General features: G+C 44.8%; 21 protein-coding genes (1 of these 21 cut by a window edge). 3 read left to right on the forward strand and 18 right to left on the reverse strand.

Annotated elements, in window-relative coordinates:
• Positions 1-960, reverse strand: a complete 960-nt coding sequence (locus ACTW1R_RS16405; RefSeq protein ID WP_034696266.1) for a metal ABC transporter substrate-binding protein — start codon at positions 958-960, stop codon at positions 1-3.
• Between the two features lie 306 nt (positions 961-1266).
• Here ACTW1R_RS16405 and ACTW1R_RS16410 point away from each other — a divergent pair, with 306 nt between their 5' ends.
• On the forward strand, positions 1267-1446 hold the full coding sequence (locus ACTW1R_RS16410; protein WP_005230269.1) for a hypothetical protein: 180 nt from the start codon (positions 1267-1269) through the stop codon (positions 1444-1446).
• A gap of 172 nt (positions 1447-1618) precedes the next feature.
• On the opposite strand, the gene ispE is transcribed toward ACTW1R_RS16410, so the two are convergent.
• Entirely contained in the window at positions 1619-2470 is an 852-nt protein-coding gene (gene ispE, locus ACTW1R_RS16415) for a 4-(cytidine 5'-diphospho)-2-C-methyl-D-erythritol kinase (protein WP_034858541.1), read from the reverse strand.
• Positions 2471-2644: 174 nt separating this feature from the next.
• Here ispE and ACTW1R_RS16420 point away from each other — a divergent pair, with 174 nt between their 5' ends.
• Positions 2645-3052, forward strand: coding sequence for an Hsp20/alpha crystallin family protein (locus ACTW1R_RS16420; RefSeq protein WP_005230267.1), 408 nt, complete (start codon positions 2645-2647; stop codon positions 3050-3052).
• A gap of 56 nt (positions 3053-3108) precedes the next feature.
• On the opposite strand, the gene ACTW1R_RS16425 is transcribed toward ACTW1R_RS16420, so the two are convergent.
• The 3 genes from ACTW1R_RS16425 to ACTW1R_RS16435 all read right to left on the reverse strand — a co-directional run bounded on the left by ACTW1R_RS16425 (position 3109) and on the right by ACTW1R_RS16435 (position 5050).
• Positions 3109-3864 carry a DUF6681 family protein gene (locus tag ACTW1R_RS16425; protein WP_060791862.1) on the reverse strand — a complete coding sequence of 252 codons (756 nt, stop codon included), beginning with the start codon at positions 3862-3864 and terminating at the stop codon, positions 3109-3111.
• A gap of 8 nt (positions 3865-3872) precedes the next feature.
• Positions 3873-4316, reverse strand: coding sequence for a hypothetical protein (locus ACTW1R_RS16430; protein ID WP_074934244.1), 444 nt, complete (start codon positions 4314-4316; stop codon positions 3873-3875).
• A gap of 182 nt (positions 4317-4498) precedes the next feature.
• Entirely contained in the window at positions 4499-5050 is a 552-nt protein-coding gene (locus ACTW1R_RS16435) for a hypothetical protein (RefSeq protein ID WP_081117075.1), read from the reverse strand.
• Between the two features lie 124 nt (positions 5051-5174).
• On the opposite strand from ACTW1R_RS16435, the gene ACTW1R_RS16440 reads away from it, so the two are divergent.
• Positions 5175-5687: a type 1 glutamine amidotransferase domain-containing protein gene (locus ACTW1R_RS16440; RefSeq protein WP_010748853.1), complete on the forward strand. Its 513-nt coding sequence runs from the start codon at positions 5175-5177 to the stop codon at positions 5685-5687.
• Between the two features lie 134 nt (positions 5688-5821).
• Here the strand turns inward: ACTW1R_RS16440 and ACTW1R_RS16445 are convergent, their stop codons facing one another.
• The 13 genes from ACTW1R_RS16445 to rsgA all read right to left on the reverse strand — a co-directional run.
• On the reverse strand, positions 5822-6121 hold the full coding sequence (locus ACTW1R_RS16445; RefSeq protein WP_015510628.1) for a hypothetical protein: 300 nt from the start codon (positions 6119-6121) through the stop codon (positions 5822-5824).
• Positions 6122-6296: 175 nt separating this feature from the next.
• Complete coding sequence (locus tag ACTW1R_RS16450; RefSeq protein ID WP_142965360.1) at positions 6297-7445, reverse strand: mannitol-1-phosphate 5-dehydrogenase; 1149 nt, start codon at positions 7443-7445, stop codon at positions 6297-6299.
• A gap of 22 nt (positions 7446-7467) precedes the next feature.
• A complete protein-coding gene (locus tag ACTW1R_RS16455) occupies positions 7468-7905 on the reverse strand; it encodes a PTS mannitol transporter subunit IIA (RefSeq protein ID WP_005230254.1) in 438 nt (145 codons plus the stop codon).
• A gap of 15 nt (positions 7906-7920) precedes the next feature.
• Positions 7921-9693 carry a PTS mannitol transporter subunit IIBC gene (locus ACTW1R_RS16460; protein ID WP_087626671.1) on the reverse strand — a complete coding sequence of 591 codons (1773 nt, stop codon included), beginning with the start codon at positions 9691-9693 and terminating at the stop codon, positions 7921-7923.
• Positions 9694-10008: 315 nt separating this feature from the next.
• On the reverse strand, positions 10009-10443 hold the full coding sequence (locus ACTW1R_RS16465; RefSeq protein WP_016608323.1) for a PTS mannitol transporter subunit IIA: 435 nt from the start codon (positions 10441-10443) through the stop codon (positions 10009-10011).
• Between the two features lie 12 nt (positions 10444-10455).
• A complete protein-coding gene (locus ACTW1R_RS16470; RefSeq protein WP_005230244.1) occupies positions 10456-12486 on the reverse strand; it encodes a BglG family transcription antiterminator in 2031 nt (676 codons plus the stop codon).
• Positions 12467-14215 (reverse strand): PTS sugar transporter subunit IIBC family protein, encoded by a 1749-nt coding sequence (locus tag ACTW1R_RS16475; RefSeq protein WP_311903522.1) that lies wholly within the window; start codon positions 14213-14215, stop codon positions 12467-12469. Before ACTW1R_RS16475 ends, ACTW1R_RS16470 begins: the two co-directional genes overlap by 20 nt.
• A 69-nt stretch (positions 14216-14284) precedes the next feature.
• The gene (locus ACTW1R_RS16480; RefSeq protein ID WP_489927360.1) at positions 14285-15631 is read right to left on the reverse strand and encodes a C40 family peptidase; all 1347 of its coding nucleotides are present in this window, start codon (positions 15629-15631) and stop codon (positions 14285-14287) included.
• Between the two features lie 185 nt (positions 15632-15816).
• Entirely contained in the window at positions 15817-16326 is a 510-nt protein-coding gene (gene mreD, locus ACTW1R_RS16485) for a rod shape-determining protein MreD (protein WP_005230239.1), read from the reverse strand.
• Positions 16327-16328: 2 nt separating this feature from the next.
• The gene (gene mreC / locus ACTW1R_RS16490; protein WP_034869542.1) at positions 16329-17186 is read right to left on the reverse strand and encodes a rod shape-determining protein MreC; all 858 of its coding nucleotides are present in this window, start codon (positions 17184-17186) and stop codon (positions 16329-16331) included.
• A 142-nt stretch (positions 17187-17328) separates the two neighbouring features.
• Positions 17329-17961 (reverse strand): thiamine diphosphokinase, encoded by a 633-nt coding sequence (locus tag ACTW1R_RS16495; RefSeq protein ID WP_005230235.1) that lies wholly within the window; start codon positions 17959-17961, stop codon positions 17329-17331.
• Positions 17962-18615, reverse strand: coding sequence for a ribulose-phosphate 3-epimerase (gene rpe, locus ACTW1R_RS16500; RefSeq protein ID WP_489927361.1), 654 nt, complete (start codon positions 18613-18615; stop codon positions 17962-17964).
• Between the two features lie 9 nt (positions 18616-18624).
• On the reverse strand, positions 18625-19099 hold the 3' portion of the coding sequence (gene rsgA / locus ACTW1R_RS16505; RefSeq protein ID WP_060791853.1) for a ribosome small subunit-dependent GTPase A. It continues 410 nt past the right edge of the window; 475 of the gene's 885 nt are visible here — the last part of the coding sequence; the start codon falls outside the window, past its right edge; it ends in the stop codon at positions 18625-18627.

A 19099-nucleotide genomic window follows, 5' to 3' on the forward strand; every position in this document is an offset into this window, starting at 1 on the left:
TTAGTGAATACTTTTTTGTAATGCTGCCAAATTGTCTTCCATTACAGACAGGTATGTTTCGCCGTTATCCATCTGCTCTTGCGTCAAGCTTTCTAATGGATTCAAGACCGCCAGCTCCACTCCTGTTTCAGACGCTAAGGTCTCAGCCACCTTCGATGACGCGTTTTCTTCAAAATAGATAACTTTGACTTGTTTTTCTTCTACATATTCTTTCAGCTCAGCCAACCGACTTGGCGTTGGTTCTTGATCGGGTGAAATGCCCGAAATCGATTCTTCGACTAAATCATACTGCCGTGCCAAATAGCCAAAGGCTGCGTGCTGCGTAACGAAGGTTCGTTGGGTCGCATCCTTTAACGCCGCTTGGTAGGCTTCATCTAAAGCAGAAAGCTTTTCGATATAGGCAGCTGCATTTTCCGTGAAAGTTGCCTTTTGCTCAGGAAACTTCGCAATCAAGTCATCGCGGATCGTTTCTACTTCTTGGATCGCTAAGACTGGGTCGGTCCAAACATGAGGATCGTACGTATGATCATGGCCTTCATGGCTGTCTTCGCTTTCGTGATCATGCGCGTCATGATCTTCCTCCTCTGTGCCTTCCACCAACTGAATGTTTTTGGCCGCTTCGATCACGGCTGTTTGCTCAGGATCGACGGAATCCGTCAAACTAGCGACCCAAGTTTCTAGCTCAGGACTATTGTAGACAAAGGCATCTGCATCCATGATTTTGGTCATATCTTTGGCACTTGGCTCATAGTCATGGGGTTCGGTTCCTGCAGGGATCAACAAGGAGACCTCTGCTGCGTCGCCTACGACTTCTTTCGTAAATTCGTACATTGGATAAAACGTCGTGACGATCGACAGCTTCTCGGTGTCACTCGATTGGCTTGTCGCTTCTTGCTGCCCACAAGCGCCAAGAAGCACGCCCCCTAAAAGGAGTGCTGTAGTAAGTAAGATTTTTTTCATCGGGATTTCCCCTTCCATTTGCTGGCTCTTCTTTTTATTTTAAAACGGAACAACTCCGTTTTGTTAGCAAAAGTTACTCTATCAAATGATTTCCGGTTCGTCAAGACAAATCGTACGTTTTACGATTTAAAACTTTTATTTCGAGATAAATCGGAAAACATAGGAGAAAACGTTCATTTGAAGCGGATTCTTCTCTCAGGAACTTAGCCATATTTTACACCATTCGCCATGCGCCCCTGCTGTACCAGCTTGAAAAATTAGAGAGTATGTAGGATAATAACCTAAAAGCACTTGGAGGAAACGAAGATGAACGAATTTGTAACTGTGCCGCCAACTGTAAACAACAGCGACTTGTTGACTCGAATCGTCTTACCAGAAGATCCTGCATCGCAGCAAACCGAAGAAATCCGCAAAACGATCGACAAACCATTGTATGAAGAAGACAAAAAGAAAAAATCCGCAAAGAAGCAGCACCAAAAAGAATAGCCTTTGCTTTACGTAAAGAATCAGACCCCGCCGCCTTATTTTCGTCGGGGACTTTTTTTGTAGGGCAGCTTCTAGATGCTTCCTTCCCCACTTCAGCTGCCTTTTTCTTTACTATTGAAATAGAAGGCATACAAAAAAACACAGGCGAATTCAGCCTGTGTCCTTGACTCATTCATTTCAATGTACGTACAAGATAAACCTCATCGCAGAATCCTTTTAAGGCATTATAGACCCGCTGTGCCCGCGAATATTTTTGACAAAGAGCAAAGACAGTCGGTCCGCTGCCGGTCATCAAGGCAACATCGGCACCATATTTCATCATGCGATCTTTGATCTGTTGGACGATCGGATACTTCGGGATCGTGATGGCTTCTAGGCTATTGCCCATGGCAGCGATCATTGCTGGATAATCTTCGGCTAAGACGGCGGCCGACAATGCCGCGATATCTGGATGGTGCAGTTGGTCTAGCTCAACTTCTTGAAAGATTTTCCCCGTTGAAACACTCAAACGAGGTTTAACCAAGATGACCCAACATTGCGGCATCGGCCGCAGCGGCGTCACCAGCTCCCCTTTTCCTGCAATGTGGGAAGTGGTCCCATAAAGACAATAGGGAACATCGGTGCCGACTTCCATACCAATATCGATCAGCTCTGCCATGGAAAGGTCTAAATGCCAGAGGCGAACCATCCCCCGCAGCGCTGCCGCACAATCCGTACTGCCCCCACCTAACCCAGCTGCCACCGGGATATTCTTGGTGATGCGGATACGGATGCCTTTTTTTATGCCGTAGCGTTTTTTTAAGATACTGGCGGCTTGATAGACATTATTGCGTTTGTCGATCGGCAAAAAGGCTTTGTTGGTTTCTATAATGATCTTATCTTCTGCTATCTCTTCCATTATCAGACGGTCGGCTAGATCAACACTAGACATCACCATTTCCAACTCATGGTAGCCGTCTGTTCTTTTCTCTAACACATCGAGACCGAGGTTGATCTTAGCTGGCGCTTTTTCAATAATCTCCATCTTCATTCATCCAATCATCTGATAGTTATTTAGTTCTATCATAGCAGATTCTTATAAGATAGTTGAGTGATTTCTCTTGTTTTTATGATTGTTGCCATTTTGGTTGCCCTTTGGCTTGGTTCCTCGTAAAATAGAAGTACCAACTCAATAGATAAAAGAAAGCGGGGGAACCACATGGCAAATTTGATTCCAAGAGATTTCGCAGGCGGCGAAGAACTATTAGGCAAATTAATGAACAGTTTTTGGCAAGAACGGCAAATGAATACGGACATTAAAGAGTACGAAGACAAGTATCTCGTTCAAGCAGATTTACCCGGCATCAAGAAAGAAAACATCCGCGTCAGTTACGTCAACAACACGCTGACGATTTCAGCGGCTCAAACAGAGACCACGGAAACCGAGGAGGATTTCGGACATTATTTGCGCAAAGAACGCTCTAGCAGTGCCTATCAACGGACCTTCACCATCACAGACATTGATGACGAGTCCATTAAAGCAGTGTTTGAAGACGGCGTTTTGACCCTGACGTTACCAAAAGCCAGCTACAAAGATGCACCCGCAAAAAATATCCCGATCGAATAACCGAGATACCAAAAAGGCAGTCCCTTCAGAGAACGCTCTGGGGGAACTGCCTTTTCTTATTTGCGTGCTTGTCGTCGATACGCCTGTCTTGAGGTCTGTGGTTCTTCTTCAGAAATCTCTTTTTTGACGTACAATTTCAAACTGTATGGTTCATGGTATTTTACATCATTTTTGACAAAATCACCGCCAGTGATAAATAAGCCCACTGGTTCTAAGGGCTGTTTGCCTGTCCATTGGATCGTGCCGACTTTCGTCATCTCCGTGTAGCTAGTACCGATCTGCAATGCGTACTCATTTTCCCCTTGCTGTTTGACAAAATAGTAAGGATACAAGGTGTTTTTCGGGATCGTAAAGCCGTTGGATGACGGTTTGATCGCCAATTCTTCTTGAGCGATCAAGGTCTGCAAATGATTCGCCAATACCAGCTGATAGTCTTCTTCAAAATGGATCACCGCTTTTTCAGTCGTCAAACGATCAATGTCGGTGGTGCTGATGGTTTCTCCTTCAATATTGAAGACTTCGTCTGGTAAAACTTTGACAAAGGCCTGAGTGACATCGAACTTCATATTTTTGTTTAAGAAATAATAGAAGATATTCAGTACCCAGAAGTAGACTAAGACCAAAAAGCCGACCGTATAAAGGATCGCTTGAAAATAGTTTTGGTTCGCAAACATCCCGTAGACGATCCGCAAAATATACGCCGTTGGAATGATACTGAGGATGGTATAGGCACGGTTCAAATATTTAGGACTGATATCGAGATAGCCCAAAAATTTATGGATGCCGTTGATTAAATCTAAAATAAGCGTCATTTTCTCACCTACTCATTTCCTTGATTCTCATCCATGATCCCTTGTGGATCTGGCGTGGTCTCTTCACTTGAAGAAGGTGTTTCCTGATTGTTTTCCGATGGTGCTGGTGAAACATTGGCATCGCTTGATGGCGTCGTTTCTGCAGGCACCGAAGAAGACGGAGTCGTTGCTGGTGTTGCTGGTTCACTGCTGGATGACGGTGTTGTCTGCTGGTCATCGTTCGTCGGTTGTGAGTCCGTGCTAGCAGGTGTCTGATTTTGACTGTCTTCAGTCATCGAAGAGGGTGTGCTTTCACTTGGTACTTGTTCGGTCGTTTCTGTCGTCTCTGTCGTTTCCGTCGCACGACTTGGTTGGCGGTAGCTGCCTGAATTCACCACGCCGGTGGCAGTGGCAATGATCGTTGATATCGTTAAAAGTGCAATTGGTTTTAAAATAGGCGGGACTTTTCGCATGATTCTCATCCTTTTCTTACCCGATGTTGCCCATTGGCAGCCTCGGTTCCTTCAGCCTCTTCTTACCTTTATAATCGTTTCTGACAAAAGGGTCAAGATTCCAGAGGCTTCTGTCGCAGGATTTAAAAAAAACTAAACATGTAACTGTTTTCACAAAAAAACAACGACGGCAGTTGCCGCCGCTACACAAGGTATTCATAAAACTTTTCAAAGGTCAATCGCAACGTGCCATGGTAATCCCGTAAAAGGGCGGGCAAGGCGATCACTTCTTCATGTTGGATCGGGGCATCGATTTGGATCACCGCTTCTTCCTCATCCAGATAATAAGAACTAAACAGTTCATCATCTGCGACTTCTTCTAGCTGATTGGTCAGCTCCTCATAAAACTTTTCTACGATCGGTTCTGCCAACTCATCAAAGACTGGCTGCAAGGCTGCTTCTACAGCTGGAAACGGCTGCGCGAGTAATTGCTGTCCGCTGAGGGAATGGCGGGTATTCTCATAGGTCAAATAAAGCAGGTCGAAATAATCCTCTTCTTCCCCGATCGCTTCTAGCGTCAAAAGGGCTTTTTCTACCAATGAAACCAAGGCCGAGGATACCTCCTGATGCATCACGGCATCAACTTTTTCAAATAATTGCTGTTTCTCGATGACAAATGTTTCTTCCATAAAAGTGAATTCCGCTTTTTCAAAGCAAAGGGGGGTATCAGAGATAAATAGTTGGATCGTTGCCATGGCGTTGCCTTCTTTCTTTTTCAAGCTGCGGACAAACAGATGATTTGTCAACAGCGAAAATCTTCGTTAGCATAAATAATAGCAGGTGAACAAATTGTTCATCAAGTAATAAGGAGGAGATCGAATGAGTAAAGTTGCTGTTATTGTCACTGATCTAGTTGAAGATGTTGAGTTGACGTCACCAAAAGAAGCACTGGAAGCGGCTGGACACGAAGTAGTCGTTATTAGTAATGAAGGCGCCGAGACCGTCGAAGGCAAACAAGGTGGAACATTTACCGTCGATGCGACCATCGATACGATCGATCCTGCAAGTTTTGATGCTTTGTTGATCCCAGGCGGTTTCTCCCCTGACCAATTACGGACCGATGAGCGCTATGTGTCATTGACGAAAGACTTTTTGACATCTGATCGTCCCGTCTTTGCCATTTGCCACGGCCCACAACTGTTTATCCAAACAGGACTGACAAAAGATTTGACCTTGACGGCTTATGATTCTGTGCGACCAGATTTAGCCTACGCAGGTGCCACCGTCAAAGATGAGCCCGTCGTGATCGACGAAACCTATCGGTTGATCACCAGCCGAAACCCAGATGACCTAGATGCCTTCAATCAAGCCATTACCGAGGCATTGAACTAACCACGAATAAGACTTGGTTTCTTAGAGAAAAAAGCCGCCAGTTGCAGCGTTCGATCCTTCGTATCGATCGAGCTGCAGCTGAGCGGTTTTTTCTTGCGTAGCTTTTCAGTTTTCAGTGAATGGCTCTTTCCCCGTTACTCGTCAGAGGGCAGCTCAAAACCATCGAAAGTCTCGCCATCATAGTAGCGCAATAATTCTTCCGTCGATAATAAGGAAGACGTCATTTCTTCCTGTGTCTCATTGGCCTCTCGAAGTTGGGCAAGGTAAGCCGCATAGGCTTCTGCCAACTGCCGATAAACAGCTTGCCGCGAAGTTCCTTCTGCTTGGATCGTCGGCAATTCACGGATAAAGGCCCGATAGACGGGGCGGTTTTCCTGCCATTCGATCGGCAACTCAATTACTTGAAGCTGGGCTTCTTCAAACCATCGTTCCATCGCTCTCCCTCATTTCTTTTCTTATTATCGTCAAGTTAGCAGCAAAGGTCAATCGGTGAGCAAAAAAACACAGAACAAGCGTTGAAAGAAATTGCCACATCCGCAAAAGCTCGCTTGTTGGGCTCGCTTTTACGGATGCGGCAATTTATCTGCTTGTTCTGTGTGTTACTCGTTTTTATGCGGCAACATACGCATATTTTTCAATGTTTTGTCGGATCGTTTCAATCATGTCTTCATCTTGTAAGCCAGTGATTTCCGCAATGACTTCCGGTAGTGATTTTTCATCCAAAAGTGCTTGCAATTGTTGGCTTTGCTCATCTTCAGGGTCTTTGTAGTTGAAGATCATGCCAATCGTTTCATAGAGATGATCTGGCTGCATGTTGCGTTTTTCTAACTCAAGGACTGGTCGGATAAAGCGTTCTTCGGTTCCTAATTTGCGGACAGGTGTCCGTGCCACCCGTGTGATAGCATCGGAAATGTGTTTGTTTTTAAAGCGTTGGATGATTTTTTCGATATACCGTTCATGTTCTTCAGGATCAAAAGCCCACTTCTCAATTAAAAGCCGCCCAGTTTCTTCGAGAACGGATTTTAATTGGATAACCACTAAATGGTCCTGCATCGCTTCATCGATCGTCTGATAGCCTTGGAGGGCGCCTGTGTACGCTACCGTAGCATGACCCGTATTGACACTGAATAATTTCCGTTCAATGTACGGTTCCAGGTCCGCCACATAATGGACCCCTTGCAGATGGATCGAGGATTTCATCCCTGACTCTTGGATCACCCATTCGCAAAAAGGTTCTACTTGAACGAATAAGGGATCTTCATGGTGTTGCAGCGGTACGATGCGGTCCACCGCTGCATCTGGAAAACCAACCGTCGCTTCTAACGCGGACCAATCCGCAACGTATTTTTTCACTTCGCTTTTTAAAAAGGTCGATCCGCCGATCATGTTCTCACAGGCGATCACATCAATGGCTGGCTTGTCTGGGTATTGTTGACGTGCTTCTAAGCCTTTGGCGATCAGCTCAGCGATATGCGGCAAAATGTTGGGACCAATGGCAGTCGTAAGGATGTCTGCCTCGGCGATCGCTTGGATCACCGCTTCTGGTTCTTTGGCATTGTTCAATCCCGTCACATGCTCGATGTGGATCTGTTCTTGGGTCTCATCGGCTAATTCGATCGTGTACCCTTGTCTTGCTTTTAAGGCGTCAATGATCGTTTCATTGACATCAATAAATGTGATTTCAAAGTTGTTGGCAGCCAATATCTCGCCGATAAAGCCGCGACCAATATTACCTGCACCAAAGTGAACTGCCTTCATGTCTTGTCTCCTCCTTAAATCCTTATGCTACGGTCAAACTTTGGGCGATTTCTTCTTTATCTAAGGCATCCGCCAATTCGACAACGTTATCGATATCGCTGCAAAAGAGGGCGATTTGTTGGACCAATTGCAGGTGATCTTCCCCTTTGCCCGCGATGCCGAAAAGGACGGTGACGATTTTTTCTTCGTCCGCGGTACCGAAATTCACGCCATCAGGTACTTGCACGATACAGATACCAGATTTTTTGACGTATTTTTTGGCTTCATCCGTGCCGTGAGGAATCGCAATAAAGTTCCCCATATAGACTGAGAGCATCTCGTCACGCTCAAGCATGGCTTCGACGTATTCTTTTTCCACACAGCCTGCCGCCAGCAATTTTTCGCCGCAGTAACGAATGGCTTCTTCTTTGGTCGCAAATTGTTTGTTCAATTCAATCATGTCTTTTTCTAATACTTGCATTCGGCTCATCCTTTCTTAATTCGCTGCTTTGATCGATGCTACGATCCGTTGATAGTTCGTCGTTCCCATCAAATTATTGACAGATAGGTGGATCGCTTCTGGCGCTGACGTTTGCGCTTGCGGCGTTAGGGCTTCTTTTGTGATCACCAGTGAAGAGGCGTTGGCATGGAGATCATTGATATGGCTTTTTCTGATTGGCATCGTCAGAGCTTCTTTGGCTAAAAGATCTTGGAAAACTTTCTGTGCCATCGTTGCCGAACCTTTGCGATCATCGTGGGCCAAAATGATTTCACTGACTTGCTTAAGGTCATTGGCGGAAGGAACATCTATCTGGTTGCCTGCTTCAGACTTTTTTGCTGTCTCCCCCGCTGTCTTAGTCCCTGACAATGTGGCTACGATTTCATCGTACCGTGGAGAGTTCAGGAAATTTTCAACCGCGACAAAGGTCGCATTTGGCGCTTTTTGTTTGGCACGTTCTTGCAATTCTTCTTGAGTGACGATCAGCGTATTGGCATCGTCCGTCAAATTGTTGATGGCGGAATTCGAGACATTTTGTGGAAGACCCGCTTCTTTGACTTTTTTACGTAAGATCGATGCCCCCATAGCACTGGAGCCCATGCCTGCATCACATGCGAAGATGATACGATTGATGCCAGTAATTGGTTGAGCCGCCAAGCCTTTTGAGCTGAGTTTAGCTGCTTGCGTTTGTTGTACTTTTTCTTCAAAATTATCCACCGTATCCTTCGCATCCGCTTTCAAGATCGCGGCAGCGACGATAAAGGACACGCCTGCTCCTACGGCAATTCCGGCTAAGACAGAAACGACACTCATCACTGAGTTGAATGGCGTCATTGCTAAGATCGCAATGATCGAACCTGGTGAAGCAGGTGCCCGTAAGCCTGCACCTAGTAATTGGAAGGTAAAGCTTCCTGATACACCGCCGGCAATCACTGCTAAGAACATCAATGGTTTCATCATGACGTATGGGAAGTAGATCTCATGGATCCCACCGATAAAGTGAATGATGATCGCTCCAGGTGCCGAAGATTTCGCTGCTCCTTTTCCGAAGAAAGTGAAGGCTAGCAAGACTCCTAAACCAGGTCCAGGATTGGCTTCTAATAAGTAAAGGATCGATTTCCCAAATTCGCTGACTTGCTCAGTACCTAATGGTGTCAAAATTCCATGGTTGATAGCATTGTTTAAGAATAAGATTTTTGCTGGTTCAATAAAGATATTGGCTAATGGAATCAAGTGGGCATTGACGATCACTTCGACCCCTGCTGCCATTGCTTCTGTCAAGGTGTTAACAACTGGCCCGATTGCTACAAAGCCCAGTAATGCTAAAGCAAAACCGATCAAACCTGATGAAAAGTTGTTGACCAACATTTCAAAGCCAGCGCGAACTTTGTCTTGGAAGATCTCGTCAAATTTCTTGATGACCCAACCGCCTAAAGGACCCATGATCATTGCACCCAATAGCATTGGGATATCCGTTCCGACGATGACCCCCATCGTTGCGATCGCCCCAACCACGGCTCCGCGGTCACCAGCAATCACTTTCCCGCCAGTATACCCGATCAAGATTGGGATCAAATACGTTAGCATTGGACCGACCATCGTTGCAAAGGCTTCATTTGGTAAATACCCATCTGGAATAAATAATGCCGTTAATACACCCCATGCAATCAATGCGCCGATATTCGGCATCACCATACTCGACAACGTACTGCCTAATTTTTGAACTTTTGCTTTGACTGATGATTTGGCTGCTTTTTGTGTCTGTTCCATTTTTTTCTCTCCTCTCGTCTGCTTACACCCTTATTGTAGGCGCTTCCCAAAAAGCTCGAAAGTCGTACTTTGGCACAAAAAACTGTGCCAAAACTTGTAGCCAAACGGATAGAACAAAAAAAGGCGAGCAGCCCCTGCACTCGCTTATTTTTGTTATGTTTCACGTGGAGCATTTTTTTGGATTTTGCCAAAACGCAAAAAAAAAAACGTGTACTCACTCCTTCTACACAAGGTAGAAAGAGCAAGTACACGGAGGCAGCTCATTCATTTATTTCGTTCGCTGCTCTTGTTGCAAGCCAGCCTGCTGCTGATCGCTTATTCTTCTGCCAGCAAAATCTGTTGGATCTCTTCAACCGATTCGGCATCACTAAGCGCCCGAACATTCTGCATATCAGAACAAAAAAAGGCGATTTCTTGCAAAACAGCTAATTGCTGCTCTTTTAGGACGACTACGAAAAGGATCGTAGCGATTTTGGGCTGCTCCTTCGTGCCGAAGTCAACGCCATCAGGCACTTGGATCAAAAAGAGTCCTTCTTCCTTGATCCATTGCTGGGCTTCTTCTTCCGCATGGGGCAATGCCACAAAGTTGCCGATGTAAACACCTGCTTTTTGATGGCGACGCAAAAGGCTTTTGACATAGGGCAAGGAAACGATCTCCTGGTTGACTAAGTACTCGCCAATTTTTGTCAGAGCCTCTGTGGCATCGGTAAAGTGTTGATCCAACAAAATCCGCTCCTGTGGAATATACATCGCTGATCCCTCCTATTGTTTTACTTCTTCAATCAAGAGCGAAGAGAGCAACTGATAAATAATCGAATCATTGCCCGAATTAAAAATCTCCGTATTTAGATCATTCATAATGATCGAACCACTGATTTTTCCTAACATCTGAGAGCTTGTTTCATTGATAGGATACGGCGCCAGCATGACTAATAAACGGGTAACAGCGATTTCTTTTTTATCCATCGCTAAAAGGGGCAAAGGCTGTTTCAAGTCGAAAATACGAAAAACTGGTTGCAGGATCGCCGAGCTCGCCGCGTGAAACAAGGCAAAGTGAGTGTCAGGAATGCCCACTGGCGCTTGGAAGTAGCGCCGTAAGAGACGATCAACGACTTTCTCACGATCCAAAACAACATGTTCATCAAAAGACGTCAGCACCAGCTGCAACGTTTCTTCCAAGTCCGCTGGGTTATCAATGGCTTGCACTTGAAACAGCGCCAATAGCTGGTTAATGGCTTCGATAAAAGCCAAGACCGCTTCATAGGATTCCTCTTTGACCAAAGCAGAGGGTGCTTTTTTTGCGGAACGTTTTTTCTGACTAATGGCTTGGAAGGCCTTCTTCAACTCTTGAATGTCTTCTTCTAGCAGGATCGGTGAAACGAGTTTGTACTCTCCTTGATACCCTGGCAGCAAGGAAGTCGAGATCACCAAGTCATAGGTCTCCTCGATATTTTCCCGTTTGACATCCCCCACTCGAAAGAAGGTGATTTGATTGATAAAGGGAAAATGTTTCCGCAGCTGCATCTCTAATAAACTGATGGAGGCTAATCCGCTAGGAGAGATCCCTGCAATATTGACTTCTAACACTTTCGGATTTTTTTCCAACGAATTGGCAAAATGCAGGACCATATAGGCGATTTCTTCTTCCGAGAACTGCTGCTGCGGAAAGACCTGCGGCAGATGATTACGAATCCCGCTGGCGATCTCGACATACTGGTTCATGATTTTTTCTAGGATAGGGTTGTTCAAATGATCTTCTTCTAAAATCGCCCGCGTCATCACTCCTGAGATATGGGTCAGCAGCATTTTATACAAGTTCGTATCTTCATAAAACGCCACTTCCGTTTGCTCACTGACCAATTCGATCAAGCGTTTTACACGATAAGCCAAGTCGGTATCAAAATTGTCATCAAAAAAATCACGATCAAAGGAATTAGCAAAATCACCTAGTAACACGGCAAAAAAGACGATTTCGTTGATGGAATAAAGCAGTTTCGTCTTTTCGGCGATCTGAGCAAAAATCTTTTTCGCCACCTTCAGCAAGTCTTTGTTGATCTGACTCGGGTACGTCTCTTCTTCCACCGTGTAGCCCAAAGCTACCCGATCCATGGCTAGCGCCAGCATCAAGACGATAAACGCCAATTTGCGGTCACTAAGTTCCTTGAACTGCGGCTCGATGGTTTCTCGAATCAGCCGCTGGGCTAGCAATAGATGGTCACGGGACAGAAATTGAAAAATAAACGGGGCTTCATCATCGGTTTCCAGTAAATGGAAAAATTGGTACTCATTGATCTCCATCACTAGTGTATTGGCTGTGATCAACCGCCGATATTTTTCGGAGCCTTCGATCTCATACCCTTGATTGCGCACGATCCTTAACGGCAGCCGTGCGAGACTTTCTTCTAGCTGTTTGATATCTGAAAAAAACGTCGTATTGCTGATTTGGTAGCGATCCAAGAAGAAATGACTAGATACAGGCTTCGTGGCGGTAGTCAGTTGCAGCAAAATACGATGTTGTCGCTCACTAGCCGCGAATTCTTGATCGGTATCTGCCATAATGGCTTCTTGCAATTGGCGAATGCTCGTTTCTGATGCAAAAATTTGGAAATGACCACGACCGACCTTCTCTAAGGTAGCTCCTACTGTTTCCAGCGATTTTTCTAAATTAGCCAGTTCACGGTACACCGTTCGTTTACTGACTTTTAAGACTTGCATCATGCGATCTAAAGAAACTGGACCGGTACTATTCATCAATTCCGTTAATAAAAGTGTTTCACGATTGGTCAAAAACATAGTCGACTCCTTCTGTCAGTAACTGACGATACGCATCTGTCGTCAATAAATCATCCACCACCAGCAAAGGAACATCTGGGATCAGGCACTTTTCTGCAAGTTCTTTCGGGAGGATATAGATTGCCGTAGGGTCAAGAGCTTGTCCTTCATACGCCATTTTTTTGATGGTCAAAGACAGCGCTTGTTGGCGGGCCATTTTTCTTAATATCTCCACTGCCATCGTTTGTGAACCGCGTTTTTTTCCAGTATACAAAAAGATGATCGTTGAAAATCCTAGCGAACTTGCTGCCTCGGTTTGCAGCGATTTTTGCGGATCCTGTTCTCTTCTTTGTAATTCTTTAATCAGCGGGGCATACTCATCTGCCGCCAAAAAATTATCTAACACATAATGCTGTGCGTGTGGTGTCTGCTTTTGGGCAATAGCTGCTAATTCCCGTTGGGTGATCACCAAAAGCGCGGGATCATCGATCACACGATAAATCGATTGATAGCGGACAGGAAACGTTAGCTGGGCTTCTTGTAATTGTTTTTTTAGTATGCTGGCACCAATCGCACTGGACCCCATCCCTGCGTCACAGGCCACGACGATCTCCGTGACTTTCTTCATTTTCGGCATCTTACGCTCCTCATTTTCTGTATTGGTCTTCCGTTTTAACAGCACACTAGCGATTGCAAACGATACGACCGTACTGACGACAATCCCAGCTAAGACACCTAGGATCATAGACGGCGGTGTATTGAGTAAAATCGCTAAGATCGAGCCCGGAGACGCCGGTGCTCTTAAGCCTACCCCTAAAAATTGGAAGATCAGCGTGCCACTGAAACCACCAACGATCGGACCGAGCAACACCCAAGGATCGAGCAGAACAAACGGGAAATACACTTCATGAATCCCACCAATAGCCTGCACAAAAACAGATGCTGCGGCATTCGTTCGGTTTCGCTTTGAACCAAAAAAAAGATACGCCGCTAAGACCCCTAAGCCTGGACCGGGGTTGGCCTCGATCAAAAATAAAACCGACTGACCATTGAGTGCCGCTGCTTCGATCCCTAGCGGTGTAAATAGACCATGGTTGACAATATTATTAAAGAACAAAACCTTCAATGGTTCTACAATGATATGAATAAAGGGCAAGACGTTTTGCTGAACAAAATAATCAACCAGCTGATAGCTGCCGAGACTGAACCAATTAAAAAGCGGCGCCAATAGGAAGTAACTGCCTAAAAAAAGGAGTCCGCCATACGCACCTGCAATAAAATTGCGCACCAGCATCTCATAGCCACTTTTGACTCTGCTCACGATCGAATCACTGCGGTACAATAGCCAGCCCGCTAGCGGTCCCAGCAGCATCGCCCCAAAGACCTGGGGAATATCCGTTGCCAGAATAGCCCCTAAGACCGCCACTGCTCCTACGACCCCTCCTCGTTCAGGCGCCAACATTTGCCCACCTGTATAGGCGATCATGAGGGGCAGCAGCACAGTCAAGACCCCTTGTTCCATTTGCTGGATCACTTGTTGATCGACTGAGAAAAAAGGCAGCAGGAATGAAATCAGCATCCACGCAATAAAAATACTTAAATTCGGCATCATCATGCGAGAAAGATAATTCGTATAAAACTTAACCGTTATCATTTTTTCTCTGGAAGACGAGGTCTTGTTCATTTTATCCGCTTCCTTTCTCTTCTCTATTATAAGATGTTCTGGCAAGACTGAAAACAAAAAAAGCATACGTTTTTTAAAACAGAAATCAAAAAAAGCTGACGTAAAACGCCAGCTTTTGAAATAGCTTCAATTGATTTAGTTTACGCGTACCGCGAAATCTGGTGAGTAATAAGAGTAACTGCTAACAGAAACATTTTGACCTGGTGTTGGTGCATGAACGTATTGTCCGTTACCCATAGCGATCGCCACGTGGTGTGTGCTTCCGCGGCTACCCCAGAATAACAAGTCACCAGCTTTTGCTTCATTGATCGAGATCACCGTACCAGAAAATTCTTGTGCGTAAGTTACCCGTGGTAATGAGATCCCAACTTTAGCAAATACATATTGTGTAAAACCAGAACAGTCAAAGCCGTCTGGTGTCGTACCACCCCATACATAAGGAGTACCAATGTATTTCATTGCTTCTGCTACGATTGCTGAACCGTTGACCGTTTGTGCGGGTGCAGGAGTATTGCTTGCACCATTGCCGCTATTGTTCGATCCTTGGTTGTTATTGCTATTGTTATTGTTGGCAGGAGTCGATGGTGTCGTATTTGTTGAACCGCCACCTTGTGATGAACTGCCTTGCGTAGTATCAGTCGTAGAACTAGAATTTGTTGTTGAGTCTGATGTCGTTGAATTCGACGTTGAAGACTCGCTTGATGCTGCTTCCTGAGTAGCTGCTTCAGCTGCTGCCGCTTCTTGAGCCGCTTGTTCACGAGCGGCTGCTGCCGCCGCTTCTTCTGCAGCGATGCGTGCTTGTTCTGCTTCGTATTCTTCTTTTTGTTTTTCTAAATCAGCTTTTTCATCTTCTTTAGATGCTTGTTGAACAGCCAATTCCGCTTGTAAAACATTTAAATCGGCTTGTTTGGCTTGTAGATCCCCTAATTGTGTTTCTAGCTCAAATTGGTTCGCTGCGATTTCTGCCAATTTATCGTCGTTTTCTGCTTTCTTCGCTTCAACTGCTTCTTGGTCTGCCTTTTGTTGATCCACAAGATCTTTGTTAGCATTGACGATCGTCGTCATTGCTTGCACACGGCCAATAGCATCTGTTAAAGAGTCAGCTTCTAATACTGCATCAATAAAGTTCGTGCTTTGACCATTGACTTGAACGTCACGGGCTTGTTTTTGGATCGCTTCTTCACGCTTTTCGATTCTGACTTTCAAATCAGCAATTTCTTGCTTCAACTTTTCAGAATCCGCACGCAAATCACCTTGTTGTTGCAACAAAGTTTGGGCTTTTTCATTGATTGCTGCCACGTCGCTTTCAAGTGCTGCTACTTGTGACTGGATGCTCGCTTGCTGGTTTTGCAAGTCAGAGATCTCTTTATTTTTTTCTTCAATTTTATTGTCAAAATCTGACGCAAAGACAAGTGTCGGTGCTGCTGCAGAAGTAAGAACAATTGAACTTACTAACAATAAAGATAAAATTCGCTTTTTCACTCTTCATTCCTCCGGCTGTTGCTTCCCCTAATATGGTTTTTTTATGTATAAATGCTTAAGAATACCTAAAGTCCTTCACGATAGTGTGATTGTAACACAGCCGTATGTCAGAGAGATAAAAGGAATATTACAAAAACATTTCAATCGCTGTTATTTTTATACAGTCAAACGCAAAAAAAATGAAGCTATTCGTCTTTGAATAGCTTCATGAATGGAACGACTAAAAGGATAAACAAAATGATGTTCAATAAAAGCGTTGGTGCTAAAAAGCGGGAAACAAAGAATGACGTGCTAACTGATGCGATCTTAAATAGCAACTGGACGCCCAACGTCACAACTTCTAAGCTTGTAACAAAGATGATCATTCCGAAAAACATGGTAAATACATTTTGATAAAGCGTATTTTTCAAAATATACATGATCCATACGATCAAGGGAAACGCCACCGTGTAGATGCCGATCACACCGACATAATACACGTCATAAAGGCAGCCGATCACAAGCGCCGTGGTGATCAAAAAGTTTTTCGGCAAATACTTTGCGCCACACAAAAGGGCAATCAATAAAAGATGCGCACTGGCGATATAATTGTCTTGGGTCCATTTTTCTAAAAAACGCGTCAGCTGTCCATCTGCCAACATCATCAAAAAGAAGACGCCCGCTGCCAGGTATTTGATGTAGTCATGCTTTTTCATGGCTATTCCTCACCTGCCAAGCGTTTGATAATCGTTACTGCTTGAATATCATACATTTGGGCATACGGTTTTACAAATACTTGGGTATCAAGACCAAACTCATCTTTGGTGGTACGGATCACTGTTCCAATCGCTAAGTCGGCAGGCGAGTTTCCTCCTAATCCAGAGGTCTGCACGACATCGCCTTCCTTCAGCTCATTGTCCCCTGTCAACTGGGTAATGACCAAGGAACGTTCTTTTTGATCGTAACTACTTAGAATCCCAAAGTTTGACCCATCTTCGCCGCTGATCCGAACTGGATAGTGGTTTGAATTCTGGTTTTCAGAAGTCAAAAGTTCAATTTTAGAAGAAGCCGCATTGACTTCTACCACACGACCGATCAAGCCTTTTTGCGACATGACCGCCATGTTGACCTCAACGCCGTCTCTTGAGCCTCGATCCACGATCAGCATATCTTGCCAAGTATCAGGTGACCGATTGATGACATTGGCGGAGATCCGTTCATAATTCGTCAAGGTCGCATTCAGCTCTAGCTCTTCTTTCAAGGCATCGATTTCTCTTTGCGCATTGTCCTTCGCTTGTTCCAATTCATCAAAACTGTCCAATTTCTCTTTTAAACGTTCATTTTCTTCATACGTCACAAACAAGTTTTTGACTGAATTCGCACCATTTTCGATCCAACGAAAAGGCGCCGTAATCACTTTATCGATAAAGCCAACGGAGTCATTGACCGTTGATTGCACAACATTGGTGGAGTTTCCCGCAGCTCTGCGGGCGATCGTCACGCTTAATACGGTGACAACTAAAATCACAATAATCAATGTGATGATAATATTTTTATTAGGATTAAACTTTTTCACAAAGACACCTCAAATAATTCCAAACTGTAGTTCCAATTTTACCATTAATACCCTGCAAACAAAAGCTAAGTTGACCGTCTTAATGTTTTTTTTGTAATTAAGTTTCTGAAATTTTCAACAAAAAAAAGAGACGTTCCGTCTCTTAATCACAACTTTGAATGACTGCTATCATCCCGCTGCTAAAGGAAAAACCTGCTGTTTGTGTCAGAAATTCATTGCTGGCATAAGAAGTTGGGTACGGCACTTGGACGTTTTCTAATAAATACTTGCTACCTGTCAACGTCAAATCTGTTACCGGCGTCAAACAGCAATACGCCAAATACTGCATCTCGGGTTCTTTTTCCAATTGATAGGTGCCTGGTAAAAAGAACTGAACGACATTTTGACGATCTAAAAAACGCAGATTTGGGGCAAATGGACGAAACCGATCTTCTAAAGGCAGCCATAGATTGGCTAAAAGATGGTCGAGACGTCCTCCTGTTGCACCAATCAAGTCGATTTGCGCTTCTGGATAGCGACGCAACGTCTCCACCAATGCCAATTGGGTATCTGTATCATCTTTTTCAGCAGGAGCTTGGATCACTGTGTTGACTTGTTGTTTGACTGCTTGCAGTTCGCCTGCGGTCAAAGAGTCGAAATCACCAATCGCTAGATCGACTGGCCGTTGGTGCTGAAGCAAAAACAGTGCCCCGCGATCAATCCCAATGTATTTGTCATACGTCATCAGCGGTGGCCAATTTTCAGGGCGCCCCCCTGCTGCTAACAAAATCTTCATTTATTGCAAAGCTTCTTTCAAGGCTCTGATTTGTGCTGCAGGTTCATCGGCATCGTAAATATAGCTTCCTGCTACGAAGACATTTGCACCTGCTTCCAGGCAACGTTTGGCTGTCTCAGGAACGATCCCGCCATCTACCTCGATATCATAATGGTAGCCTTTTTCTTCTTTTAAAGCAGCCAGTACCGCAATTTTTTCTAGTGATTCTTCAATAAAGGATTGCCCACCAAACCCTGGATTGACCGTCATGACTAACACTTGATCACACATGGATAAAACATGTTCAATGGCTGATACTGGTGTGCCTGGGTTGATGACGATTTCTGCTTTGACATTTTCTGCCACAATCATTTGAATCGCACGATGGATATGAGGTGTTGCTTCCGCGTGGATCCCAATGATATCTGCCCCAGCTTCTGCGAAGGCATGGATATACTTTTCTGGTTCGGTGATCATTAGGTGAACATCCAACGGCAGTTTGGTAACTGGGCGAATCGCTTTAACGATGTTTGGGCCTAAGGTAATATTAGGGACGAAATGACCGTCCATCACGTCTACGTGAATATAATCTGCGCCATGGCGCTCTACCAGCTCAATGTCTCTTTGAAGATTTACAAAATCGGCACTTAAAATAGATGGTGCTAGTTTTATCATGCTTTTCCCTCACTTTTTCTTCTTTTTATAAACCGGACGTCGGTTTTCAATCTCTTCTAAAAATTGCACGTAATTCTTATAACGAGTCTCGGCAATCTCATTTGCTGCAACCCCCTGCTTAACTGCACAATCAGGTTCATTAAGGTGCCTACATTCCCTAAAACGACAGTTGGCAGCTACCGCTAAAAAGTCAGGAAATAGTTTGGGTAACTCCACCGCTTCGATTTCCAAAAAGTCGATCGAGCTAAATCCTGGTGTATCGGCAACCAATCCATCACAAATCGGTAAGAGCTCCACATGACGGGTCGTATGTTTCCCCCGTCCGAGAGATTCTGAGATCACTCCTGTTTCCAATGCCAATTCTGGGACGATCCGATTCAGCAATGTCGACTTTCCAGCACCGGATTGCCCCATAAAGACGGTGATCCGCTCAGGAAAGTACCGTTGAAGTTCCAATAGATCTTCGCCTTCTGCTTTTGACGTG

The organism is Enterococcus sp. R12 (genome assembly GCF_058135755.1).